The following is a 22,017-nucleotide window of genomic DNA, read 5'->3' on the forward strand; positions in this document are numbered from 1 at the left end:
CTACTCACCGACCAGAAAAATTCCTCGTAGTAACAGCCACTTGACCCGACAGAAAGGCTTGGCACGGGGCTTGCCATATGTACCGTGCAGGACTACCCCACCTTTCATCGGAGACATGATCATGAAATTCGAAGCCTTGATGCTGCGCGGCCTTTTCGTTGCCTGCCTGCTGGTTTGCGGACTCGTGCTGGGTGCCATGGTGAACGCTTCCCCCGAAGCCATTCGCCTCGCCGCCGCCGGCAGCGCCGGCCAACTGATTGCCCCGACCGCTTGCGCGCTGCCGCCCGACGGCGTGGTGTGCCCGCGGCTCTCCAACGGCTGAGCAAGGACGCTCACTGTTTTACGGGTCCACGGACAGACCTGATAATGGCGGGATGCTGCATGTCATCCTCTACCGACCGGAAATACCCCCCAATACGGGCAACGCGATCAGGTTGTGCGCCAACACCGGCGCCTCGCTGCACCTGATCCGCCCCCTGGGCTTCGAGCTGGACGATGCCCGCCTGCGCCGCGCAGGCCTGGACTATCACGAATATGCGCAGCTGGCTGTGCATGACGATCTCGCCAGCTGCCTTGAGAGCATCGGGCAGCCACGTGTGTTTGCGTTTTCCACGCGGGGACGGGTGACGCATGTGGATGCGCGCTTCGTTGAAGGGGATGCGTTGTTGTTTGGGTGTGAGACGGCTGGGTTGCCTGGGGAGGTGCTTGATGCGCTTCCGGAAGAGCAGCGGTTGCGCTTGCCGATGCGGGCGAACAGTCGAAGCCTGAATCTGTCGAATACTGTGGCGATTGCGGTGTATGAGGCGTGGCGGCAGATGGGGTTTGTGGGGACGGCGCCGTAGCGCGCTGGACGCCTTTCGCTGGTCTCTTTTTTTGCTCATTATCCCGGCGCAGGCCGGGATAATGAGCCTCGGTGTCTAGTTGTCGCCTCTCCGCCAGCGTGCCGCCTACGCGGCGGGCGTTTCGAACGGCTGCCGCCGCTCGAGTCACTTTTCTCTTGCTGGCCCAAGAGAAAAGTAACCCAAAGAGAATGGCCTGATAACGCCCGCAGCATCGTGTTGGGATAAGCCCGAACGCTCGAGGCACACCGTCAGGGGACAACCTCCGAGGGTACACAGCGGGTACTTCAAAGCGCTGCGCAACGCGCCCGAATCGCTGAGGACTTAAAGCGGGGCCTCGCTACGCATCGGCTTTGACGCTGCAGATTGCGAACTCGCTACCGCGCCTGGCGCTTGTCTGTGGGAGCGCACCCTGTGCGCGACAAACCTACGGAACGATGCACCCCACTTCTCCCTCTCCCCTCCGGGGAGAGGGTCGGGGTGRGGGGCGGGTGCTCGCGGTGGCGCTTCAACCGTAGCCGCTCTGCAGCTCAAACGACCCGACCCGCTACAATCGCCGCCATGACTGCCCCATCCCTCATGTCCCTCCTGCCACGCCCCATGCGCGCCCTCGCCGGCCGCGCGCTGGAAACGGCGTTGAACCACACCTTGTCGCTCGATCCCGAAACCGCGGGGCGGCTGTCTGCGCTCGATGGGCGCAGCGTGCAGTTGCATCTGCGCGGACCGGAGCTGGCGTTGTCGGTGACGGTGGAAGGCGATCGTCTGAAGGTCGGTCCTGCGCAGGACGACAACCATCTGCGCGTCGCCGCAACGCCCGGCAGCCTGCTGGCGATGCTGGTGAAGCGCGACGATGAAGGCGTGGCGCCGGGCAAGGTGGAGATCGCGGGTGATGCCGATCTTGCGCGCCGTCTGGAAAAGCTCGCCAGCAAGTTCGCGCCTGATTTTGAAGAGGCGTTCGCGCGCACCTTCGGCGATGTACTCGGCGTGCCGCTCGCCAAGGCTGTGCGCAATGGCCTGGCACATGCGAAGGAAACGGCAAGCCATCTCACCACGGATACCGCCGACTGGCTGCGCGACGAAGCCCGCGTAGCAGCCGCGCCGGGCGAAGTGGAAGGCTTCCTCGATGGCGTCGACGAGCTGCGCGAACGCAGCGAACGCCTGGAAGCGCGCCTGACGCGCCTGGAGCAGCGTCTGAAGAAGGGACCCGCCGCGTGAGGACACCGCTGAAGGTGGTACCGCGCGTAATGCGCGTCGCTTCCGTTTTGCTCGCTTATCGCCTGGATGAACTGGTCGATGCCGCGCACCTGTTCCGTCCGCTCAAGCTGGTGCGCCCGTTCGTGGCGCGGCCGCGCACGGACATCACGAACCTCTCGCGCGGTGCCCGACTGCGACTGGCGTTGACCGAGCTAGGTCCGATTTTCGTCAAGGCCGGCCAGGTGCTGTCCACGCGCCGCGACCTGGTGCCGGCGGATATCGCCGACGAGCTGGCGCAACTGCAGGATCAGGTGCCGCCGTTCCCCGGCAGCGAAGCGCGCGCCATCATCGAGCAGGAACTGAAGGCGCCGATCACCGCGCTGTACACCAGCTTCGATGAAACGCCGCTGGCCTCCGCCTCGATCGCGCAGGTGCATGCGGCCACGCTGGCCGATGGCAGTGCGGTGGTGGTCAAGGTGCTGCGTCCCGGCATCGACCAGCAGATCGCGCGCGACATCAAGCTGCTGCGTTCGCTCGGCGAACTGGCGCAGCGCTGGCATCCCAATGCCGACAAGATCCGTCCGCTCGACGTGGTAGCCGAAGTCGAGAAGATGCTGGAAAACGAGCTGGATCTGCAGCGCGAAGGCGCCAGCGCCAGCCTGCTTCGCCGCAACTTCAAGAGCGGCGAAGACCTCTACGTGCCGGCGGTGTTCTGGGACCTCACCAGCGCCCGCGTGCTGACGCTCGAACGCGTCTACGGCGTGAGCTGCGACGATATTGCTGCGATCGACGCGGCGGGCATCGACCGCAAGGCGCTCGCCGTGAAGGGCGTGCGACTGTTCTACGAACAGGTGTTCCGCGACAACTTCTTCCACGCCGATGCGCATCCCGGGAATATCTGGGTCGACACGGCGCGCCCGGGCGATGCGCGCTTCATCGCACTGGATTTCGGCATCATGGGATCGCTGCCGGAACGCGACCAGTATTGGCTCGCGCAGAATTTCATCGCCTTGTTCGAACGCGACTACGCGCGCATCGCGCAGTTGCACGTGGATGCCGGCTGGATGCCGTCCACTGTGCGCATCGACGAACTGACCGCGGCAGTGCGCACCGTCTGCGAGCCCTACTTCACCCGTCCGCTGTCGCAGATCTCGCTGGCCGAGCTGGTGGTGAAGCTGTTCCAGACCGCGCGCCGCTACGAATTGACGCTGCAGCCGCAACTGATCCTGCTGCAGAAGACCTTGCTCAATATCGAAGGCGTCGGCCGTATGCTCGACCCGGAGATCGATATCTGGGCGGTGGCGCACCCGGTGCTCAAGCGCATCCTGCGCGAGCGCTACAGTCCGCGCCAAACCCTGCGCGAGGTGCGCAAGCGCCTGCCCGAGTGGTTCCATGCCGCGCCTCAGTTCCCGGAACTGGTGCGCGATGCGTTGCGCCAGGTGGCTACCGGCGAGCGGCAGACGGTCAGTGATCCGGCTGAACTGGCGCAACAGCGCGATGAGGGGCAGCGCACGCGACGCGCGCTCTCGTTTGGGTTGCTAGGCGCGAGCTTGCTGATTGGCAGTGCGGTGCTCTGGACTCAGGCGAGCGAGCACGGCGCGTGGCTCGCATCCGCTTGCTCCGCTGCCGGCTTGCTTGCCTTCGTAGCGGGCTGGCCTCGTCGCTGATTGTTCCGACATGCTCGACATCCTCTACCAGGACGACGCCATCATCGCGGTGAACAAGCCCGCGGGCCTCGCCGTGCATCGTTCGAAAATGGTCGGCAACGCGGAAGAGTTCCTGATCGACCTGCTGCGCGAACAGGTCGGTGGCACGACCTACCTCGCCCATCGCCTCGACCGCGCCACCAGCGGCGTGCTGCTTGTGGCTCGCTCCAGCGAGATTGCCGCGTCCCTGGGCGAGCAGTTCATGGGGCGCAACGTCCACAAGCAATACCTGGCTGTAGTACGCGGCTGGCCTGAGCCCGAGCAAGCGCTGGTCGATTATCCCCTGCCCGGCTCCCGCGACAGCGGACCGCGGCGCGAAGCACGCACCAGCTATCGACGGCTGGCCACGGTGGAGGTGCCGATTGAGCTGGGGCGCTACCCCCAACAGCGCTACGCCATCGTGCTGGCCGAACCGCAGACGGGCCGTTTTCGCCAGATCCGCAAGCATATGGCGCACCTGCACCATCCCATCATTGGCGATTGCCAGCACGGTCGCAGCGATCACAACCGCCTGTACAAGCAGTATTTCAGCTGCCACCGCATGCTGCTGCACGCCTGGCGGCTGAGTTTCGCGCACCCGATCAGCGGCGAGCCGATGCGTCTGGAAGCGCCGCTGGATACCGCCTACCAAGGGTTGCTCGAGCGCTTCGGCTGGTCCTTGCCGGATCTGTGATGCGCCGCGTCGTGGCGGCATGTCACGCTCGCCCGCTAAACTTTGCGCCATGCTCACCATCAGCCGATCCATCGTCCTGCCCGAGACCGAGCTGACTGAGCGTTTCCTCCGCGCAGACGGTCCCGGCGGGCAACACGTCAACCGCACGGAAAGCGCCGTCGAGCTGCGTTTCGACGTGGCGCATTCGCCATCGCTGCCCGAACCGCTGCGCGCACGCCTGCTCGCGCGCCGCGATCGCCGCCTCACCGACGAAGGCGTGCTGGTGATCCAGGCACGCCGTTTCCGCGACCAGGGCCGCAATCGCGAAGACGCGCGCGATCGCCTGGTCGAGATCATCCGTGCCGCCCTGGTCGTACCCAAGGCGCGCATCGCCACCAAACCCACCCGCGGCTCGAAAGAGCGCCGGCTCGCCGGCAAACAGCAACGCGGCAAGATCAAGCAAACGCGGTCGCGTGACTGGAGTCGTGAATGAGCACCCCGATGCTGCCCCCTGCCCCGCCCGAGGCGCCCAAGCTCAACAGCAAATTCTGGCCGTGGCTCGCACGCTGCCTGCTGCGCCTGTCCGGCTGGAAGCTGCTCGGTGAGCTGCCCAACGAGCCCAAGCTGATCATCATCGGTGCGCCGCATTCGTCCTATTGGGATGGCTACTACGGCCTGCTGATGAAGATCGGGCTGGGCGTGGACATCAACATCATGATCAAGCGCGAGGTGCTGGACGGTCCGCTGGGCATCATCCTGCGTCCGATCGGCATGATCGCGATCAACCGCAGCGCCGCGCTCAACGTGGTGGATCAGATGGTGCAGCGGTTCCGGGAAAAGGACCGCATGTGGCTGGGCATCACGCCCGAAGGCACGCGCAAGAAGGTCAAGCAGTGGAAGTCGGGTTTTCTGCGCATTGCACATGATGCGAACGTGCCGATCCAGACGCTGTTCCTGGATTATCCGAGCAAGACTTTCCGGTTTGGACCGGTGGTGCGCGCTACGGATGATCCGGATGCGGATATGGCGAAGATCCGTGCGTTGTTTACGCCGTATCGGGGCAAGCACCGCAACGCGAACGATTGAGCGCACGTAGGCCTCATTGTGGGAGCGCACCCTGTGCGCGACTGGCGGTGATGGAACCTGAGGCCGTCGCGCACAGGGTGCGCCCCACAAAAAGCCGTGCGTCCCTAACGCTCCGAATGCCCAGACTCATCGTAATCGCGATGCGTCAGCAGTCCCGGCTTCACCAGATCAATAAACGCCCTCGCCTCCGCGCTGAGGAACTTGCCTTTGCGCATCACCACACCGTAGCTGCGCTGCGGGAAATACTGCTTCATGTTACGGACGGCCAAACGCGAGCGGTCCGCTTCGGTGATGCAGATGCCGGTGACGATGGAAATGCCCAGGCCCATGGCGACGTATTCCTTGATCACGTCCCAGCCGCCCACTTCGATGGCCACGCGGTAAGGCACCTGCCTCTGCTGGAAGACCAGATCGACCAGGCGGTACGTCGACAATCGTTGCGGCGGCAGAATCAGGCCGTACGGCGAGAGATCCTGCAGCGTCACCGTGGTCTTGGCTGCCAGCGGATGATCGGGCGGCATGATCAGCATCGGATCGTAGTGATGCACCGGTGCCCAGGCGATGTCGTTGGGCACGTCGAGCATCGAGCCCACGGCGAAGTCGGCTTCGTCGGCGCGCAGTAGCGCCAAGCCGTCCTTGCCGGTCACGTTGGCCAGTTGCAGCTGCACTTCGGGGTAGCTTTCGCGGTAGCGGCGCACCAGATCCGGCAGCAGGTACTGGATGGTGGAACTGCCGGCGGCGATGGTGAGCCGTCCGCCCTGCAAGCCCTTCACCTTGGCCTGGAAGTCGCGGTCGAGGTTTTCCCAGCCTTCCACCAGCGGGCGCGCGAGCTCGTACAGCACCTCGCCCGAATCGGTGAGGTTGATGCGTCGGCGCCGGCGCTCCAGCAGGCGGACACCTAGCTCGCGCTCCAAGGCCTGAAGCTGGAGGCTCACCGTCGGCTGAGACAGAAACAGCGCTTCGGCCGCCCGAGTCAGCGTGCCCAGCTTCACCGTGTAGACGAACGCCCTCAGCTGCTTCTGGCGGTTGCCCTTGTAGTAGAACCGGCTCCCTTCACCGCCCTCTCCATACGTATCCGTACGTCGCCGATGGGGCGCCACAGTGCGCTTTTTTGCCTTGTTCAGCGGCTTCTTGTCCATCAGCGGCCTTTTAAATTCATGGTGTTGCGATAGACATTAAGAAAGACAATACCAAAGATTGAAACATTTGCTTTGTCAAAGCCAGTCTCCGCGACCTAGTGTCATCCCAACGTCATCACGGAGATTCCCATGGCCGTCCCCAAGGAACGACTCGCCCTTTCCGCGGCGCAGGTGCTGGGTGGTATCCGCCCGGAGCACTCCGCGATCCTCACCCCCGAGGCCCTGGCCTTTCTGGCTGAACTGCACCGGCAGTTCGACGATCGCCGCCTGAGCCTGCTGGCCGCCCGCGAGAGCCGTCAGGCCCGCTACGACGCCGGCGAGCTGCCGGACTTTCGCGCCGACACCGTCGCCATCCGCGAAGGCAACTGGACGGTGGCGCCGATTCCGGCGGCGCTGCGCGACCGCCGGGTGGAGATCACCGGCCCGGTCGAACGCAAGATGATCATCAATGCGCTCAATTCCGGCGCGAAGGTGTTCATGGCGGACTTCGAGGATTCCTCGGCGCCCACCTTGGCCAACCAGATCGACGGCCAGATCAATCTGCGTGACGCGGTGAATGGCGCGATCGAATTCACGTCGCCCGAGGGCAAGCACTACCGCGTTAACGGCAACCCTGCGGTGCTGGTGGTGCGCCCGCGCGGCTGGCATCTGCCTGAGCGTCACATCACCGTCGACGGTGAACCGATGTCCGGCGCGCTGGTGGATTTTGGTCTGTACGCCTTCCACAACGCGCGCACGCTGCAGGCGCGCGATCGGGGCCCGTATTTCTATCTGCCCAAGTTGCAGGCGATGGAAGAAGCGGCGTTGTGGGACGACGTGATGGCCGCCGCCGAGGCCGCGCTCGAGCTGCCGCCCGATTGCATGAAGGCGACGGTGCTGATCGAAACGCTGCCGGCCGTGTTCCAGATGCACGAGATCCTGCATGCGCTGCGCGGGCGCGTCGTCGGTCTCAACTGCGGTCGCTGGGACTATATTTTTTCGTACCTGAAGACCTTCCGCGGCCATCGCGACCGCCTGCTGCCCGACCGCAGCCAAGTGCTGATGACGGTGCCGTTCCTGAAGTCCTATTCGGAACTGCTGATCCAGACTTGCCATCGCCGCGGCGCGTTTGCCATGGGCGGCATGGCTGCGCAAATTCCGATCAAGGGCGATAACGAGGCCAACGAGGCTGCGCTAGCCAAGGTGCGCGCCGACAAGCTACGCGAAGTGCAAGCGGGCCATGACGGTACCTGGGTGGCGCATCCCGCACTGGTGCCGGTCGCGCAGGAAGTGTTCGACAAGTACATGCCTTCGCCCAACCAGCTCAATGTGACGCGCAACGACGTGAAGGTGTGCCGCGACCAGCTGATCGCGCCATGCAGCGGCACCATCACGCGCGCCGGCTTCGACAACAACGTGGAGGTGGCGCTGCGCTACACCGCCTCGTGGCTGGACGGGCAGGGCTGCGTGCCGATCCATCACCTGATGGAAGACGCGGCGACCGCAGAGATTGCGCGCTCGCAGATCTGGCAATGGCTGCATCGCGGTCCGCTGGAATTCACCGACCACGCGCCGATCGATTTCGCCTTCTTCGATCACGCGCTGGTGATGCACACGCACCGACTGGTGGAGAGCAACAGCCCCGTCGCACATCGCGCGGAAGAGGCGGCGGCATTGCTCAAACAGCTCACGCACGCGGAAGAACTCAGCGATTTTCTCACCCTGGCCGCGTACGCCCAGATCGGCTGATCGGCAGCAGAGCAACGGTGGGAGCGCACCCTGTGCGCGACGAGCCAACGGAGCGTCATGCCGCAAGGCCGCAGTCGCGCACAGGGTGCGCTCCCACACATCCGCATCCATGCACACGCAACGGAGTCACTCTCATGAAAACCACGCTGCCCACCGCCGACCAGATTGCCCTCGAATGGAAGAACAACGCGCGCTGGAACGGCATCCAGCGCAACTACGACGCCGCTGCGGTGGCACGCCTGCGCGGCACGGTGGGCGTGGAGCACTCGCTCGCCCGTCGCGGCGCTGAGCGCTTGTGGAAATCGCTTCAAAGGGACGATTTCGTCAACGCACTGGGCGCGCTCACCGGCAACCAGGCCATGCAGCAGGTGAAGGCTGGCCTGCAAGCGATCTACCTCAGCGGCTGGCAGGTGGCGGCGGATGCCAATCTGGCGGGCGAGATGTATCCCGACCAGTCACTGTATCCCGCCAATTCCGTGCCGTCGGTGGTCAAGCGCATCAACAACACACTGCTGCGCGCGGATCAGCTGCATCACGCGGAAGGGCAGGACGAGATCGACTGGATGGTGCCGATCGTGGCCGATGCGGAAGCCGGTTTCGGCGGCGTGCTCAACGCGTTCGAACTGATGAAGGCGATGATTGAGGCAGGCGCCGCCGGCGTGCATTTCGAAGACCAGCTCGCCTCGGTGAAGAAGTGCGGCCACATGGGCGGCAAGGTGCTGGTGCCGACACGCGAAGCCGTCGACAAGCTCAACGCCGCGCGCCTCGCCGCCGACGTGCTCGGCGTGCCCACCCTGATCGTGGCCCGCACCGATGCCGATGCCGCCGACCTTCTCACCTCCGATATCGACGACAACGACAAGCCGTTCGTCACCGGCGAACGCACGGTTGAAGGCTTTTTCCGCGTGCGCCCGGGCCTCGATCAAGCCATCAGCCGCGGTCTCGCCTATGCGCCGTACGCAGATCTTGTGTGGTGCGAGACCAGCAAGCCGAACCTGGAGGAAGCGCGCAAGTTCGCCGAGGCGATCCACGCGAAGTATCCGGGCAAACTGCTCGCCTACAACTGCTCGCCCAGCTTCAACTGGAAGAAGAATCTCGACGACGCCACCATCGCCACCTTCCAGAAGGAACTGGGCGCGATGGGCTACAAGTTCCAGTTCATCACGCTTGCCGGTTTCCATAGCCTTAACTACGGCATGTTCGATCTGGCCTATGGTTATGCCCGTCGTCAGATGAGTGCGTTCGTGGAATTGCAGGAGAGGGAATTTGCCGCCGCCGACCGTGGCTTCACCGCGGTCAAGCACCAGCGTGAAGTCGGCACGGGTTACTTCGATGCGGTGACCCAGGCGATCCAACAGGGACAGTCGTCCACCACTGCGCTCAAGGGGTCCACGGAAGAGGCCCAGTTCCACGCCTCGCGCCAGGCCAGCGCCGCCTGACGCTGCCTGCCTCGCGTAAGCCGACAGGGACGTCGGCGCGTGCGTGGGGAGCGCGGCCCTGTCCAGCGCCCCCACGCATGCACGCAGGGAAGGTGTCGCACATCGCTTCGATCAGCTCGGGCTCTGCGGGGGCACCAGCGCAATCACCATCCATCCCGGGCGCGGCTCCAGCTCTCGCTTCACCGATGCGACACGCAGGGCGCCATGTTCCTCGATTCCGAACAACAACACCGTCGGCGAACCGTATTGCTCGATGAAGTTCGGCCAGTCGAAGGTCGCCGTGAGACGCGTAGACTTGATGCGCCAGCCTTCGGCGAGACGCTCCAGGAAGCGCTCGTGCGTCATGTCGGCATCGAACAGCGTTGGGGCGGCAAGATCGCCACCCAGCTGCACACGACTGGCGGTATCAACACCATCGTCGTTGCTCAGGCGATACACCTTGCCGCGGCCGAACTCCTGCCGGTAGTACACGCACGCCAGCGCGTTGCGCTCGCGATTGGTCGACATGGCCAGCAAGCGACCGACACCGGTGAGATCGAGATGGCGTTCCGCATGTGACGACGCGGGATAGCCGAAGAAGGTCGGCAGACCATCCATGCGCGCCAGTTTGATGCCTTCCCATTGTTCGTCCGCCACGATCACGTGGAAGCCCGCATCGGCCAGGGCACGCGCCACCACGCGCGCCGCCTGATCCGCGCCATAGATCAGCACGCCGGTGGGATCGGGCTCGGCCACCTTCAACCAGCGCGCCAGCGGACGCGCCGTCGCGCTCTGCAGCACCACGGTGCCTATGATCAGGATGAAGACCAGCGGCACTAACTCCTTCGCGCCAGCCATGCCCAGCGCTTCGAGCTTCAGCGCAAACAGCGCGGATACCGCCGCCGCCACGATGCCGCGCGGTGCGATCCACGCGATCAAGGCGCGCTCGCGCCAGTTCAAGCCGCTGCCGATGCTGGCGATCGTCGCGGTCACCGGCCGCACGATCAGCTGCGCGACGATGAAGATGGCGATGCCGGCCCCCAGCATGCCGTCGGGCAACGGCCAGCTCAGGCGCGCCGCCAGCAGGATGAAGAGCGTGGAGACCAGCAGGGTGGTGAGGTTTTCCTTGAAATCGAGGATGTCGTCGATGTGCACGCCGCGCATATTGCCCAGCGCGATGCCCATGATGGTGACCGTCAGCAAGCCCGACTCATGCGTGATCGCGTTCGACAACGAGAACGCCAGCAGCACGGCGACCAGGGTGCCGTAGTTCTGCAGGTATTCGGGAATCATCTGCCGGCGCAGCAGGAACGCGAGTATCCACGCCGCCAGCAGACCGATCACGACGCCACTGGCGATCACCGCCAGAAACACGCCCACCGTGTGGCCTTGCTGGCGCGAGACGATGGCCTCGTAGACCAGCACGGCAAACAGCGCGCCGAGCGGATCGATCACGATGCCTTCCCAGCGCAGCGTGTTGGCAATGCGTGCATTGGGCCGCACCGTGCGCAGCATTGGCGCAATCACGGTGGGGCCGGTCACGCAGGTCAGCGCGCCGAACAGCAGGGCGACTTCCCAACTGAGACCGGCAAAATAGTGCGCCGCCACGGCGAGCAGGAACACGGCGATCACCGCGCCATAGGTGACCAGGCCACGCACCGCGCGACCGATCTCGCGCAACTCGCTGAAGCGCAGCGTCAGGCTTCCTTCGAACAGGATCACCGACACGGCCAGCGATACGATCGGGAAAAGCAGCGGTCCCAACAGCCGGTCCGGCGCCAGCACGCCGACCACGGGCCCCATCACGATGCCCGCCAGCAGCAGGAACAGGATCGCCGGCAGCCTGACGCGCCACGCCAGCCATTGGGCAAGAAAGCCGATGCCCAGAATGCCTACCAGCAGGAGTCCGAGATCGAGCGTCATGCGCGGTCCTTCGTGCGGTCGCAGTGCGGCTATCGGAGCACGCGCCGCGCGCCGACGTCCACGACGGCAAGCCGTCGGTCGACGGGGAAGCATCTACAAGGGGGGAGAGGGAGGGCCAAGCCCCGGTATCGGACGGGGGAGGGGGAGGGAGTACCGATACCGGGGTGGCAGGCATGGCTCAATGCAGAACCAGCGAGTACAGATAATACGCCTGCGTCCGACCAAGTCAATACCCGTCAGTTCAAAAATTACCCGCAAGGGCCATAAGACATGGCTGGCCGTCCTTAGAAACGGCGATACATCAAGGCTTCCGCGAGATGGTTGCGGTCGAGCAAGGCTGCGCCGCCGTCCAGGTCGGCAATCGTGCGGGCCACCCGCAGGGTACGGTGATAGGCGCGGGCCGACAGCCCCAGCCGCTCCAGCGCGCTGTCGTACCAGCGACGTTCGGCCGGTCCCAGGGCGCAGTCGCGCTCCAGTTCACGCGAGCTGATCTCGGCGTTGGCGCGTCCTGCCCGCATCAAGCCGTGGTGGCGCGCCTTGATCACGCGCGCCCTGACCGTCGCCGAGTCTTCGTCTTGCGGACCTGGCGGCGTCCCCAGTTCACCCAGAGGCACGCGCGGCACCTCGATGCCCAAGTCGATGCGGTCCATCAACGGCCCGGATATGCGACCGCGATAGCGCTGCACCTGATCGGGCGTGCACTGGCAACGCTGCCGGGGATCCCCCGCATAACCGCAGGGACAGGGATTCATTGCCGCCACCAGTTGAAACTGGGCGGGAAAAGTGGACTGCCGCGCCGCCCGCGAGATCACGATATGCCCCGATTCCATGGGTTCGCGCAGCACGTCCAGCACATGCCGGCCGAACTCGGGCAATTCGTCCAGGAAAAGCACGCCGTTATGCGCCAGCGAGATCTCGCCCGGCCGCGGCAGCGCACCACCGCCCACCAGGGCTACGGCCGAACTGGTGTGGTGGGGCGCCCGAAAGGGACGGCGACGCCAGAATTTCGGATCGACTGTTTGTCCGGCGACAGAGCGCACCGCGCAGGTTTCCAGCGCTTCCGACTCGCTCAGCGGCGGCAGGATGCCGGGCAGCCGCTCAGCCAGCATGGTCTTGCCCGTACCAGGCGGCCCCAGCAGCAACAGGTGATGGCCGCCGGCCGCGGCGATTTCCAGCGCCCGTCGTGCCTGCAGCTGGCCGCGCACGTCGGCCAAGTCGGGACCGATCACTTCGTCGAAGATGCCGGCCGCCGCGCCCGGCGGCGACAATTCCTGTGCGCCACGCAGCCAGCTGCAGACATCGGCCAGCGTGTCGGCCACCAGCACCTCGGCATCGGACACCAGGGCGGCCTCGGCCGCATTGCCCCGCGGCACCACCACGCGGCGGCCGCGCGCGCGTGCGCGCAACAAGGCGGGGAGTACGCCCGACACGGCGCGCAAAGCGCCGGACAAGGCCAGTTCGCCGAGGAATTCGCAGTCGTCCAGCTTGTCGCGGGGCACCTGGCCGCCGGCGGCAAGGATGCCCAGCGCGATGGCCAGATCAAAGCGACCGCCATCCTTGGGCAGTTCGGCCGGCGCCAGGTTCACGGTGACCCGGCGGTTGGGGTATTCGAACGCCGTGTTCTGGATGGCTACGCGGACACGGTCGCGCGCTTCGCGCACGGCGGCTTCGGGAAGACCCACGATATTGGTGCTGGGCAAACCGCCGGACAGATGGACTTCCACCATGACCTGGGGAGCCGCCACGCCTTCCTGGGCTCGGCTGAGGGTGACGGCAAGACTCATGTCGCCCGCACGCCTGCTACGACGCGGGAGCGGCTGCCAGGCTGAAACACGGAGCGACTCCCACAACGGCCTGCAGAGAAAATAGCCGCCCCCGATCGTTCTCGGGGTGAGGGTGACGGATCGGGGACGGCTCCCGGGACTTGGGCCCGCGCCGCACCCCGTCAGTCAGGTGCCAGCACCAGCCTCGAGATCTGCGATTCGCTTTTCCAGGGCCTCGACCTTGGCGCGGGTGCGCGCCAACAACTGGCTCTGGACGTCAAACTCCTCGCGGGTGACTAGATCAAGGCGGCGCAATCCCTGCGCCAGAACATCGCCGAAGTTGGTGCGCAAATCCTGATGCGCCTGAGCCAGTCCAGATGGAACCAACGAAACAAGACGCTGGGCAAGTTGATCGATATCCTGCCTATCCATCATGGATAGCACCTCGAGCTCGTCAGGGTGGAGTTTAGGTTCATGTCTGTAAATGCCACTATCAGGGTGCTCCACTTCTACTTGTAGGCATTTTCCTACAGAGAGCCCGGGCGCGACAGCGATATCCCTGCACAGGCAAAATGTGGAACTGCGGCCCGGACGACGGGCCACCTGACGATCAAGAGGAAAACCCATGAAGCTGGTGGTTGCGGTCATCAAGCCGTTCAAGCTGGACGATGTGCGCGAGGCCCTGGCCGAAGTGGGCGTGCAGGGCATCACGGTGACCGAGGTCAAGGGTTTCGGCCGCCAGAAGGGCCATACCGAGCTCTACCGCGGCGCCGAGTACGTGGTGGATTTCCTGCCGAAGATCAAACTGGAAGTGGCGGTGAGCGACGAGCAGGTCGACCGCGTGGTCGAAGCCATCCAGGCCTCGGCCAAGACCGGCAAGATCGGCGACGGCAAGATCTTCGTCAGCTCGCTCGAGCAGGTCATCCGCATCCGCACCGGCGAGATGGACGGCGACGCGCTCTAAGCCCCTTCAAGTGGCCAGTTGCGCCCGCTCGAAGCGGCGGTGATGCACCAGCAGGCCGGCGAAGTAGCAGATGTAATAGCCGATCGTCAGGCCGAAGATCGCCAGGGTCAGTGGGCTATTGCCGATGGCAGGCCCGCTGTGAGCCATGGCCGGGTCCTGCAGTTGCGGCATCACCACCACGAAGCGCCATGCCAGGCGCCCGATCAGCAACATCGTCAGCAGACCACCAATCCAGGGGTTGGGGATATAGAGGTCGTTGCCGGCGGCGTCGCGCTCGAAGCGGGTCAGCTTGATGCCCACCACCCCCAGCGCCGCCCCGGCCAAGGCACCGCCCAGCAGCCCTTCCAGCAGGCGGGGATTGTGCAGGCCGCCCAGGCCGATCAGGGCACCGATCGCCGTGAAGACGGCGATGCGGGCCATCATCCGCTTGCGGCGGATCGGCTGGCGCCCGAAGGTCCCGCGCACACGGCGCCAGATCGCGAACGCCATCAGCGGGATCATCAGCGCATAGATCATGTTCGGGGTCATCGCGATCGCCTGGTCATGGGATGCGCGCAGCTTATAGGGCCGGGCACACCCGCACGACTGACGGGGCACAACCATCGCGGGTGACGCTTGTCACCCGCGACTGGCCTTACTTGGCCTTGCCCTGATTCGCCACGGCGGCCATCTTCGCCGCGATGGCATCGGCATCGCCCAGGTAGTAGTGACGGATCGGCTTGAGGTCCTTGTCGAACTCGTACACCAGCGGCACGCCGTTGGGGATGTTGAGCTCGACGATCTCCTCTTCGGAGATGTTGTCCAGGTACTTCACCAGCGCGCGCAGCGAGTTGCCGTGCGCCGCGACCACCACGTTCTGGCCCGAGGCGATCGCCGGGGCCAGCACGTCGTGCCAGTACGGCACCACGCGGTCGACGGTGTCTTTCAGGCACTCGGTATCCGGAATCATCGACGGATCGAGATTGGCGTAGCGCGGGTCGTTCACCGACTCGTTGCTGGCGCGGTCCAGCGGCGGCGGCGGGATGTCGTAGCTGCGGCGCCACACCTTGACCTGGTCCTCGCCGTACCTGGCGGCGGTCTCGGCCTTGTTGAGGCCGGTGAGGCCGCCATAGTGACGCTCGTTGAGGCGCCAGTCGGTGACTACCGGCAGGTACATCTGCTCCATCGCATCGAGCACGCCCCACAGCGTGCGCACGGCGCGCTTGAGCACCGAGGTGTGCGCGACGTCGAAGCGGTAGCCGCCGGCCTTGAGCAGGCGGCCGGCTTCAGCCGCTTCGGCCATGCCCTGTTCGGTGAGGTCCACATCGGCCCAGCCGCTGAAGCGGTTGTCCAGGTTCCACTGGGACTGGCCGTGACGAATGAGTACGAGCTTGTACATGGCGGGAATTCGTGGCGGGAAACTCGCGATGGTGAGGCCCCGCCCCGGCCCCGTCAAATCGCGCGGCCCCTGTCGAAGGTCATGCTAAACCCTGCCCGCGCCGGGTGCATCCTAGGGTGGTCAGTCTATTCATGGAGCTCATCATGCGTCGTCATCTGCTAGCACTCGCCCTCGCCCTGGCCCTGCCTGTCGTAGCCCAGGCCAGCGACAACGATATCGACAAGGTCAACGGCACCGCGCAGGTGGATGCGGGCCAGCACGCCGGCAACGTCAGCACGGTCAACGGCGCGGTGCGCGTTGGCGACAACGCCGTGGTGCAGAAGGCGAGCACGGTCAATGGCTCGGTCAACCTGGGCGATCATGCGCAGGCCACGGCCGTCGACACCGTCAACGGCGGCGTGAACCTGGGCTCGGCCGCCCGCGTCAGCGGCACCGTGAGCACCACCAACGGCGGTATTCACCTGCAACAGGGCGCCGATGTCGCCGGCAAGGTCGGCAACGTCAACGGCAGCATCAACCTCGACGCCGCCCACGTGGGCGGCGGTCTGCAGACCACCAACGGCGATGTGACCGTGGGCGCCAATTCGCGCGTCGAAGGCGGCATCCTGGTGGACAAGCCGGGCGGCTGGAGCTGGAGCAGCAACAACCGTCTGCCGCACGTGGTGATCGGTCCGCATGCGGTGGTGCAGGGCACGCTGGAGTTCCGCCGCGAGGTGGTGCTGCAGGTGAGCGACAGCGCGCAGATCGGCCCCGTGAAGGGCGCCACGCCGGTGAAGTTCAGCGGCGCCATGCCGACGGAGTGATCGAAAACTCAGAGCGCGTCATCGACGGATCGATGACGCGCTCATGCCTCACACCCAGTCGCGCGGCTTGAGGTAATCCGCCAGCCGCGCTTCCGGAGATTCCGCGTCGGGCTGGAAGTTGTATTCGAAGCGCACGCGCGGCGGCAGGCTCATCAGGATCGATTCCGTGCGCCCGCCCGACTGCAGGCCGAACAGCGTGCCGCGGTCGTAGACCAGGTTGAATTCCACATAGCGGCCGCGGCGATACAGCTGGAATTCGCGCTCGCGTTCGCCATAAGCCTCGTCCTTGCGGCGCTCGACGATGGGCAGATAGGCATCGAGGAAACCCTGCCCCACGTCGCGCGTAAAGGCGAAGCAGCGCTCGAAGCCGCCTTCGTTGAGATCGTCGTAGAACAGGCCGCCGACGCCGCGCGTCTCAGCGCGATGCTTGATATAGAAATACTCGTCGCACCACTTCTTGTAGCGCGCATACACATCGTCGCCATAGGGCGAGCACAGGTCGCGCGCCACGGTATGCCAGTGCGCGACGTCTTCATCGCGCGGATAGAACGGCGTGAGGTCGAAACCGCCGCCGAACCACCACACCGGATCCACGCCCTCTTTGCTCGCTTCGAAGTAACGCACATTGGCATGCGTGGTCGGCACGTGCGGGTTGCGCGGATGCAGCACCAGCGATACGCCGGTGGCGACAAAACCGCCCCCGGCAAGATCGGGACGATGTGCGGTAGCGCTCGGCGGCAGCTGGTTACCGTAGACGCGCGAGAAGTTCACGCCCGCCTGTTCGAAGATGGCGCCATCGCGTAATACGCGCGTGCGACCACCGCCACCGGCGGGACGCGTCCAGGCATCTTCTTCGAAACGCGCCTTGCCGTCGATCTGCTCGATCGCCGCGCAAATGCGGTCTTGCAACTCGCGCAGGAACAGTTCGGCTTGGTCGGCTTGCTGGCTCATGGGGCGGTCCGTCGGCGTGCAAAGGCCGCCAGCTTAGCAAGCGTGGCGCGCGGGCCGCTGCGGCGGCGCGTCGCGCATCGCATCAACTCAGTCGTGCGCTGATGCGGCGATGGCCGATCAGACGCGCCCAGCGCATGCCAATATCGATCCACATCAGATAACCCGACTCGGCCAGCAGTCGCACGACGTAACGGCGGTTGAGCACCAGCCGCGCTTCGGCGGCGACCGGCACACTGCGAAAACCCAGCCGTTGCGCCAGCAGCTGGCAGCGCGCGAGATGGTAGCGACTGGTCACCAGCGCGACCGGCGGCAGCACGCGAGCCACGGGACCGTCTTCCTGCAGCAGGCTGCGTGCATGGCGCAGGTTTTCCAGCGAATCGACCGAGGCCTGTTCCAGCTGCATCACCACGCCCGGCGGCAGCTCGTGCTGCTCCAGCCAGCTGCGTCCGGCGGCCGCCTCGCTGATGGCCCCGCCGCTGCGTCCGCCCAGCAACAGGACGTGTTCGGTGTGGTGCGCACGCATCAGCGCCAGCGCGCGCAGCAGGCGGGCCTGATAGTCCTTTTCGGGCGCGTCGCTTACCAGCCGCCGACCGAACACCAGTACGGTCATCGGCTGTCCCGGGGCGACCGGGCTGCGCGCCGCCACCCGCCATACATGAACGAGATAGCCGACCCACACCAGCCCAAGACTCAGGGTCACCGCGGCCACCATCACCACGAAGGCGTGCAGTACGTCCCGGTCGCTGAGATAGCGCCAGGGGCCACGCTTCAAGGGGGCGGTGATCGGCGGCACGGGGCAGGGCACGGAGGGTGGACGGCGCAGTGTCCCACGGGGACCGGCCGGGCGTCGTGCTCAGCCGTCACGCCAGGCGTAACTGGCGGTCAAAAAGGCGCTGACAAACATGAACGCGATCCAGCGTGGCGGCTGTCCAGACTAGGAAATGTTTCAGTCGCTCGTTAGGCTCGCGCGATGTCAGTACCGATCCAACCCCTTGCCGTAAGTGCCTATACGGTCACTTCAGCGCTCGGCCAAGGTCTCGAAAGCCATCTCGCCGCCCTGTCTTCCAGCCATGGTGGCCTCCGTGAAAACGACTTCAGCAGCGCTCCCCTGGCGTGCTGGATCGGCCGTGTCGATGGCGTCGAAGAGGCTGAGCTGCCCGCGGCGCACGCGTCGTGGGAATGCCGCAACAACCGCCTGGCCTGGCTGGGGCTGCAGCAGGACCGCTTTCTCGAACAGGCGCTGGATGCACGCCAGCGCTACGGCGCCGCGCGCGTCGCGCTGGTGCTGGGCACCTCCACGGCGAGCATCGGCGCCACTGAGGAGGGCTATCGCCACCTCGATGCCGACGGCCGGATGCCGGCGGAATTGCGCCGCCCGCTGATCCACGCGCCCCATTCGCTGGCCGGTTTCGTGGCCGAAGCGCTCGGGCTGGAAGGCCCGTGCCTGACCGTTTCCACCGCGTGCTCGTCCAGCGCGAAAGTGTTCGCCACGGCCGAGCGGCTGATTCGCCTTGGGCTGGTGGACGCGGCCATCGTGGGCGGCGTGGATACGTTGTGCGACAGCGTGCTGTTTGGCTTCAACGCGTTGGAGCTGGTGTCGCCCGAACCGTGTCGTCCATTCGACCAGGCGCGTCGTGGCATCTCCATCGGCGAGGCGGCGGGCTTCGCCTTGCTGGAACGCGTGGGCAACGCGCCACACGCACCGCGCCTGCTCGGTTACGGTGAATCGAGCGATGCGCACCATATGTCGACGCCGCACCCGGAAGGCGTCGGCGCCGAGCTCGCACTGCGCGACGCGCTTGCGCGCGCCGGCTTGCGTGCTGAGCAAGTGGACTACATCAACCTGCACGGCACGGCGAGTCTGAAGAACGACGAAGTGGAAGCCGCCCTGATCGCACGCGCCTTTCCATCGAGCACGCGCGCCAGCTCCACGAAAGGTTTCACCGGTCACACGCTGGGCGCCGCAGGCATTCTCGAAGCGGTGTTCGCGCTGCTGGCGATCCGCCACAACATGGTTCCCGGCAACCTTGGATGCACCGATCCGGATGAAGCCTGCGGCCCGCAACTGGCGCTGCAGAGCGAGCAGCGCAGCGTCAACGTGGCCTTGAGCAACTCGTTTGGATTTGGAGGCAATAATGCCTGCCTTGCCTTCGGGAGGGCGCGGGCATGAGTGCGCTGCAGGTCCACGTGGAAGGCATTGGCCTGTGGTCGCCGGCGTTGGGCGATTTCGCGGCGCTGAAGGCGCAGCTGCAGGGCTTGCCGATAGCCGCACCGGCTGCACGCCCACCGGCAGCGACCCTGCCCGCCAACGAGCGACGCCGTGCACCCGAGAGCGTGCTGCTGGCCGTCGAAGTGGCGGGCCAGGCGGTAGCCATGAGCGGCCGCGCGGCGAGCGAACTGCCTTGTGTGTTCGGCTCCGCCTATGGCGACCAGCTGATTTCCGACTATATGTGCGCCACCCTGGCCAGTGCGCCGGCCGAGCTGTCGCCCACGCGCTTCCATAATTCCGTGCACAACGCGCCGGCCGGCTATTGGACGATTGCGACCGGCTGCCAGGCGTCATCCAGCGCGATTTCCGCGGGTCGCGCCAGCGTCGGCGCCGGCCTGCTGGAAGCGGCCACGCTCAGCCTGACGGAACAGCGCGCCGTGCTGCTGGTGTGCAGCGACATCGCCGGCACCGGTCCGGTCGGCGAGATGAGCGGCACGCGCAGCTCGTTTGGCTTTGCGCTGGTGTTGTCGCCCACGGTCACGGCGGGCACGCTGGCGAGCATGGCCATCGAGCTCGAACCCCACGCCGACCATCCGCTGCGGCCCGCACCGGCGACGGGCGCGTGGTACGAAACCAATCCGATTGCCGCATCCGCCTGGCCGCTGATGCAGAATCTCGCTACAGGCCACGGTGACTGCACCCTGGCCGCCGCCGAAACCCTGGCGTTGAGGGTTGTGCTGGAGACACTTGCTTGAATACGTCCGCTGCCCGTTGGTGCGTGCTGATTCCCTGCCTCAATGAAGAGGCGGCGATCGGCGAAGTGGTCCAATCCGTGCTCGCGCTGGGCGTCCCGGTGATCGTGGTCGACGACGGTTCGGACGATCGCACGCCCGAGATCGTGCGCGAGCTGCCGGTGACCTTGCTGCGCCATCCGCAACGCAGCGGCAAGGGCGAAGCGTTGCGCACGGGTTTCCGCGAAGCGCTGCGGCAGGGCTTCGATGCCGTGCTCACCATGGATGGCGACGGCCAGCACCTGGCCGACGATATTCCGCGCATCGCGGCGGCGGCGCAGCGCTATCCCAATCACATCGTCATTGGTGCGCGCCTGCTCCAACGCGAACAACAGCCGAAGGGTCGCCGCCGCGCCAATGGCGTGGCCGACTGGGGCATTTCGTGGGCCTGCGCGCAACCGGTGGCCGATACGCAAAGTGGGCAGCGCTGGTACCCGCGCGGCGCGCTCGATCTGGTTGATCTGCCGGCGGAAAATTTCGTGTTCGAAGCGGCCATCCTGATCGCCGCTTCACGCGAGAAAGGCATGGGCGTGGTGTCGGTGCCGATCGCATCGCGTTACCAGGGCGAATTTCGCATCAGCCACTTCAGCCCGTTCCGCGATGTCAGCCGCATCACCTTCTACACGATGGGGCAGATTTTCCGCCACGGCGATGTGCTGGCCAGTTATCGGCGCTCGCGCGCCTCGCGTCCGGTGGTGTTCGACGTCGCGGTGACCTGATCGGGCATCGCCGTTTCAGGCCATGCCGCCGTTGACGCCGATCACCTGGCCGTTGATGTAGCCGGCGGCGTCGGAACAAAGAAACGCCACCAGCGCCGCGACCTCTTCGGGTTTGCCGGCGCGTTGCGCCGGGACGATTTCGCGAATGCGCTCGGGTGGGAATTGCTCGCCGATCATGCGTCCTTCGATCACGCCGGGCGCCACCACGTTTGCAGTGATGCCACGTGACGCCATCTCGCGCGCCAGCGAGCGCGTAGCGCCATGCAACGCGGACTTGGCGGCCGCGTAATTCGCCTGGCCGCGATTGCCCATCTGCGCCGCCACCGAACTGACCGAGACGATACGGCCGAAACGCGCACGCGCCATCGGCAGCAGCAGCGGCTGGGTGACGTGGAAGAAGCCGTGCAGCGATACGTCGATCACGCGTCGCCATGCATCTTCGGACATGCCGGCCAGCGGACTGTCCTCATGAATCCCGGCGTTGTTCACCACCGCGTGCACCGGCCCGTCGATCAGCAAGGTCTCCAGCGCATGCCGTGTGGCCGCTGCGTCGGTCACATCGAAGGCTACTGACTGCGCCGCACCGCCGGCGTCGCGGATCGCGGCGGCGACGTCATCGGCGCGAGCCAGGCCCGTATTGGCGTGCACGATCACGTGATAGCCGCCTGCCGCGAGCGCTTGCGAAATCGCCGCGCCAAGATCGCCGCTGCCGCCGGTCACCAGCGCGCGACGGGGAGAGTGGAGCTGGGTCATG

At 65.7% G+C, this 22,017-nt stretch carries 23 protein-coding genes; 14 read left to right on the forward strand and 9 right to left on the reverse strand.

Annotated features, from left to right (window positions below; translation table 11 throughout):
- The first annotated feature begins 121 nt into the window (after positions 1-121).
- From AC1DE1_RS06065 to AC1DE1_RS06095, 7 genes are all read left to right on the forward strand, one after another.
- A complete protein-coding gene (locus AC1DE1_RS06065; protein ID WP_046972488.1) occupies positions 122-322 on the forward strand; it encodes a hypothetical protein in 201 nt (66 codons plus the stop codon).
- A 52-nt stretch (positions 323-374) separates the two neighbouring features.
- Complete coding sequence (gene trmL / locus AC1DE1_RS06070) at positions 375-842, forward strand: tRNA (uridine(34)/cytosine(34)/5-carboxymethylaminomethyluridine(34)-2'-O)-methyltransferase TrmL (RefSeq protein WP_477178973.1); 468 nt, start codon at positions 375-377, stop codon at positions 840-842.
- 576 nt (positions 843-1,418) lie between these two features.
- Positions 1,419-2,054, forward strand: coding sequence for a ubiquinone biosynthesis accessory factor UbiJ (locus AC1DE1_RS06075; RefSeq protein WP_477178974.1), 636 nt, complete (start codon positions 1,419-1,421; stop codon positions 2,052-2,054).
- 29 nt (positions 2,055-2,083) lie between these two features.
- Positions 2,084-3,700 (forward strand): ubiquinone biosynthesis regulatory protein kinase UbiB, encoded by a 1,617-nt coding sequence (gene ubiB, locus AC1DE1_RS06080; protein WP_477178975.1) that lies wholly within the window; start codon positions 2,084-2,086, stop codon positions 3,698-3,700.
- 10 nt (positions 3,701-3,710) lie between these two features.
- Entirely contained in the window at positions 3,711-4,412 is a 702-nt protein-coding gene (locus AC1DE1_RS06085; protein WP_477178976.1) for a pseudouridine synthase, read from the forward strand.
- A gap of 49 nt (positions 4,413-4,461) precedes the next feature.
- Positions 4,462-4,884: an alternative ribosome rescue aminoacyl-tRNA hydrolase ArfB gene (gene arfB / locus AC1DE1_RS06090; RefSeq protein WP_121883105.1), complete on the forward strand. Its 423-nt coding sequence runs from the start codon at positions 4,462-4,464 to the stop codon at positions 4,882-4,884.
- On the forward strand, positions 4,881-5,477 hold the full coding sequence (locus tag AC1DE1_RS06095) for a 1-acyl-sn-glycerol-3-phosphate acyltransferase (protein ID WP_477178977.1): 597 nt from the start codon (positions 4,881-4,883) through the stop codon (positions 5,475-5,477). The genes arfB and AC1DE1_RS06095 overlap by 4 nt, the downstream gene beginning before the upstream one ends.
- Before the next feature lie 104 nt (positions 5,478-5,581).
- Here AC1DE1_RS06095 and AC1DE1_RS06100 read toward each other — a convergent pair whose 3' ends face one another.
- The gene (locus tag AC1DE1_RS06100; RefSeq protein WP_477178978.1) at positions 5,582-6,616 is read right to left on the reverse strand and encodes a LysR family transcriptional regulator; all 1,035 of its coding nucleotides are present in this window, start codon (positions 6,614-6,616) and stop codon (positions 5,582-5,584) included.
- Positions 6,617-6,745: 129 nt separating this feature from the next.
- Here AC1DE1_RS06100 and aceB point away from each other — a divergent pair, with 129 nt between their 5' ends.
- Both aceB and aceA read left to right on the forward strand, forming a co-directional pair.
- Positions 6,746-8,344: a malate synthase A gene (gene aceB, locus AC1DE1_RS06105; RefSeq protein WP_477178979.1), complete on the forward strand. Its 1,599-nt coding sequence runs from the start codon at positions 6,746-6,748 to the stop codon at positions 8,342-8,344.
- A 134-nt stretch (positions 8,345-8,478) separates the two neighbouring features.
- Complete coding sequence (aceA, locus tag AC1DE1_RS06110) at positions 8,479-9,783, forward strand: isocitrate lyase (protein ID WP_477178980.1); 1,305 nt, start codon at positions 8,479-8,481, stop codon at positions 9,781-9,783.
- Positions 9,784-9,894: 111 nt separating this feature from the next.
- Here aceA and AC1DE1_RS06115 read toward each other — a convergent pair whose 3' ends face one another.
- From AC1DE1_RS06115 to AC1DE1_RS06125, 3 genes are all read right to left on the reverse strand, one after another.
- Positions 9,895-11,685, reverse strand: coding sequence for a cation:proton antiporter (locus tag AC1DE1_RS06115; protein ID WP_477178981.1), 1,791 nt, complete (start codon positions 11,683-11,685; stop codon positions 9,895-9,897).
- Positions 11,686-11,969: 284 nt separating this feature from the next.
- Positions 11,970-13,469 (reverse strand): YifB family Mg chelatase-like AAA ATPase, encoded by a 1,500-nt coding sequence (locus AC1DE1_RS06120; protein ID WP_441601978.1) that lies wholly within the window; start codon positions 13,467-13,469, stop codon positions 11,970-11,972.
- A gap of 165 nt (positions 13,470-13,634) precedes the next feature.
- Positions 13,635-13,883: an accessory factor UbiK family protein gene (locus AC1DE1_RS06125; RefSeq protein WP_354015077.1), complete on the reverse strand. Its 249-nt coding sequence runs from the start codon at positions 13,881-13,883 to the stop codon at positions 13,635-13,637.
- A 190-nt stretch (positions 13,884-14,073) separates the two neighbouring features.
- On the opposite strand from AC1DE1_RS06125, the gene glnK reads away from it, so the two are divergent.
- Positions 14,074-14,412 (forward strand): P-II family nitrogen regulator, encoded by a 339-nt coding sequence (gene glnK / locus AC1DE1_RS06130; RefSeq protein ID WP_046971250.1) that lies wholly within the window; start codon positions 14,074-14,076, stop codon positions 14,410-14,412.
- Positions 14,413-14,418: 6 nt separating this feature from the next.
- Here the strand turns inward: glnK and AC1DE1_RS06135 are convergent, their stop codons facing one another.
- Positions 14,419-14,940 carry a CcdC protein domain-containing protein gene (locus tag AC1DE1_RS06135; protein WP_477178982.1) on the reverse strand — a complete coding sequence of 174 codons (522 nt, stop codon included), beginning with the start codon at positions 14,938-14,940 and terminating at the stop codon, positions 14,419-14,421.
- Between the two features lie 106 nt (positions 14,941-15,046).
- Positions 15,047-15,790, reverse strand: a complete 744-nt coding sequence (gpmA, locus tag AC1DE1_RS06140; protein ID WP_441601976.1) for a 2,3-diphosphoglycerate-dependent phosphoglycerate mutase — start codon at positions 15,788-15,790, stop codon at positions 15,047-15,049.
- Positions 15,791-15,933: 143 nt separating this feature from the next.
- Between gpmA and AC1DE1_RS06145 the strand changes: the two genes are divergently transcribed.
- Positions 15,934-16,593 (forward strand): DUF4097 family beta strand repeat-containing protein, encoded by a 660-nt coding sequence (locus AC1DE1_RS06145; RefSeq protein WP_477176812.1) that lies wholly within the window; start codon positions 15,934-15,936, stop codon positions 16,591-16,593.
- 48 nt (positions 16,594-16,641) lie between these two features.
- On the opposite strand, the gene hemF is transcribed toward AC1DE1_RS06145, so the two are convergent.
- Both hemF and AC1DE1_RS06155 read right to left on the reverse strand, forming a co-directional pair.
- Complete coding sequence (gene hemF / locus AC1DE1_RS06150; protein ID WP_477178983.1) at positions 16,642-17,544, reverse strand: oxygen-dependent coproporphyrinogen oxidase; 903 nt, start codon at positions 17,542-17,544, stop codon at positions 16,642-16,644.
- Between the two features lie 82 nt (positions 17,545-17,626).
- Positions 17,627-18,316, reverse strand: a complete 690-nt coding sequence (locus AC1DE1_RS06155; RefSeq protein WP_477178984.1) for a YdcF family protein — start codon at positions 18,314-18,316, stop codon at positions 17,627-17,629.
- 198 nt (positions 18,317-18,514) lie between these two features.
- Here AC1DE1_RS06155 and AC1DE1_RS06160 point away from each other — a divergent pair, with 198 nt between their 5' ends.
- Genes AC1DE1_RS06160 through AC1DE1_RS06170 form a run of 3 tightly spaced genes read left to right on the forward strand, consistent with a single transcriptional unit; the run spans position 18,515 to position 21,263 of the window.
- A complete protein-coding gene (locus AC1DE1_RS06160; protein WP_477178985.1) occupies positions 18,515-19,714 on the forward strand; it encodes a beta-ketoacyl-[acyl-carrier-protein] synthase family protein in 1,200 nt (399 codons plus the stop codon).
- A complete protein-coding gene (locus AC1DE1_RS06165; protein WP_477178986.1) occupies positions 19,711-20,508 on the forward strand; it encodes a beta-ketoacyl synthase chain length factor in 798 nt (265 codons plus the stop codon). The genes AC1DE1_RS06160 and AC1DE1_RS06165 overlap by 4 nt, the downstream gene beginning before the upstream one ends.
- On the forward strand, positions 20,505-21,263 hold the full coding sequence (locus AC1DE1_RS06170; protein WP_477178987.1) for a glycosyltransferase family 2 protein: 759 nt from the start codon (positions 20,505-20,507) through the stop codon (positions 21,261-21,263). Before AC1DE1_RS06165 ends, AC1DE1_RS06170 begins: the two co-directional genes overlap by 4 nt.
- 15 nt (positions 21,264-21,278) lie before the next feature.
- Here the strand turns inward: AC1DE1_RS06170 and fabG are convergent, their stop codons facing one another.
- Positions 21,279-22,016: a 3-oxoacyl-ACP reductase FabG gene (gene fabG, locus AC1DE1_RS06175; RefSeq protein WP_477178988.1), complete on the reverse strand. Its 738-nt coding sequence runs from the start codon at positions 22,014-22,016 to the stop codon at positions 21,279-21,281.
- Position 22,017 lies beyond the last annotated feature (1 nt).

Source organism: Dyella sp. 05T440, assembly GCF_056395965.1.

Bases quoted from the DNA above. Each gene is read 5' to 3' on its own strand.
- AC1DE1_RS06065 (WP_046972488.1), top strand. From the start codon at position 122: ATGAAATTCGAAGCCTTGATGCTGCGCGGCCTTTTCGTTGCCTGCCTG.
- trmL (WP_477178973.1), top strand. From the start codon at position 375: ATGCTGCATGTCATCCTCTACCGACCGGAAATACCCCCCAATACGGGC.
- AC1DE1_RS06075 (WP_477178974.1), top strand. From the start codon at position 1,419: ATGTCCCTCCTGCCACGCCCCATGCGCGCCCTCGCCGGCCGCGCGCTG.
- ubiB (WP_477178975.1), top strand. From the start codon at position 2,084: ATGCGCGTCGCTTCCGTTTTGCTCGCTTATCGCCTGGATGAACTGGTC.
- AC1DE1_RS06085 (WP_477178976.1), top strand. From the start codon at position 3,711: ATGCTCGACATCCTCTACCAGGACGACGCCATCATCGCGGTGAACAAG.
- arfB (WP_121883105.1), top strand. From the start codon at position 4,462: ATGCTCACCATCAGCCGATCCATCGTCCTGCCCGAGACCGAGCTGACT.
- AC1DE1_RS06095 (WP_477178977.1), top strand. From the start codon at position 4,881: ATGAGCACCCCGATGCTGCCCCCTGCCCCGCCCGAGGCGCCCAAGCTC.
- AC1DE1_RS06100 (WP_477178978.1), bottom strand. From the start codon at position 6,616: ATGGACAAGAAGCCGCTGAACAAGGCAAAAAAGCGCACTGTGGCGCCC.
- aceB (WP_477178979.1), top strand. From the start codon at position 6,746: ATGGCCGTCCCCAAGGAACGACTCGCCCTTTCCGCGGCGCAGGTGCTG.
- aceA (WP_477178980.1), top strand. From the start codon at position 8,479: ATGAAAACCACGCTGCCCACCGCCGACCAGATTGCCCTCGAATGGAAG.
- AC1DE1_RS06115 (WP_477178981.1), bottom strand. From the start codon at position 11,685: ATGACGCTCGATCTCGGACTCCTGCTGGTAGGCATTCTGGGCATCGGC.
- AC1DE1_RS06120 (WP_441601978.1), bottom strand. From the start codon at position 13,469: ATGAGTCTTGCCGTCACCCTCAGCCGAGCCCAGGAAGGCGTGGCGGCT.
- AC1DE1_RS06125 (WP_354015077.1), bottom strand. From the start codon at position 13,883: ATGATGGATAGGCAGGATATCGATCAACTTGCCCAGCGTCTTGTTTCG.
- glnK (WP_046971250.1), top strand. From the start codon at position 14,074: ATGAAGCTGGTGGTTGCGGTCATCAAGCCGTTCAAGCTGGACGATGTG.
- AC1DE1_RS06135 (WP_477178982.1), bottom strand. From the start codon at position 14,940: ATGACCCCGAACATGATCTATGCGCTGATGATCCCGCTGATGGCGTTC.
- gpmA (WP_441601976.1), bottom strand. From the start codon at position 15,790: ATGTACAAGCTCGTACTCATTCGTCACGGCCAGTCCCAGTGGAACCTG.
- AC1DE1_RS06145 (WP_477176812.1), top strand. From the start codon at position 15,934: ATGCGTCGTCATCTGCTAGCACTCGCCCTCGCCCTGGCCCTGCCTGTC.
- hemF (WP_477178983.1), bottom strand. From the start codon at position 17,544: ATGAGCCAGCAAGCCGACCAAGCCGAACTGTTCCTGCGCGAGTTGCAA.
- AC1DE1_RS06160 (WP_477178985.1), top strand. From the start codon at position 18,515: ATGTCAGTACCGATCCAACCCCTTGCCGTAAGTGCCTATACGGTCACT.
- AC1DE1_RS06165 (WP_477178986.1), top strand. From the start codon at position 19,711: ATGAGTGCGCTGCAGGTCCACGTGGAAGGCATTGGCCTGTGGTCGCCG.
- fabG (WP_477178988.1), bottom strand. From the start codon at position 22,016: ATGACCCAGCTCCACTCTCCCCGTCGCGCGCTGGTGACCGGCGGCAGC.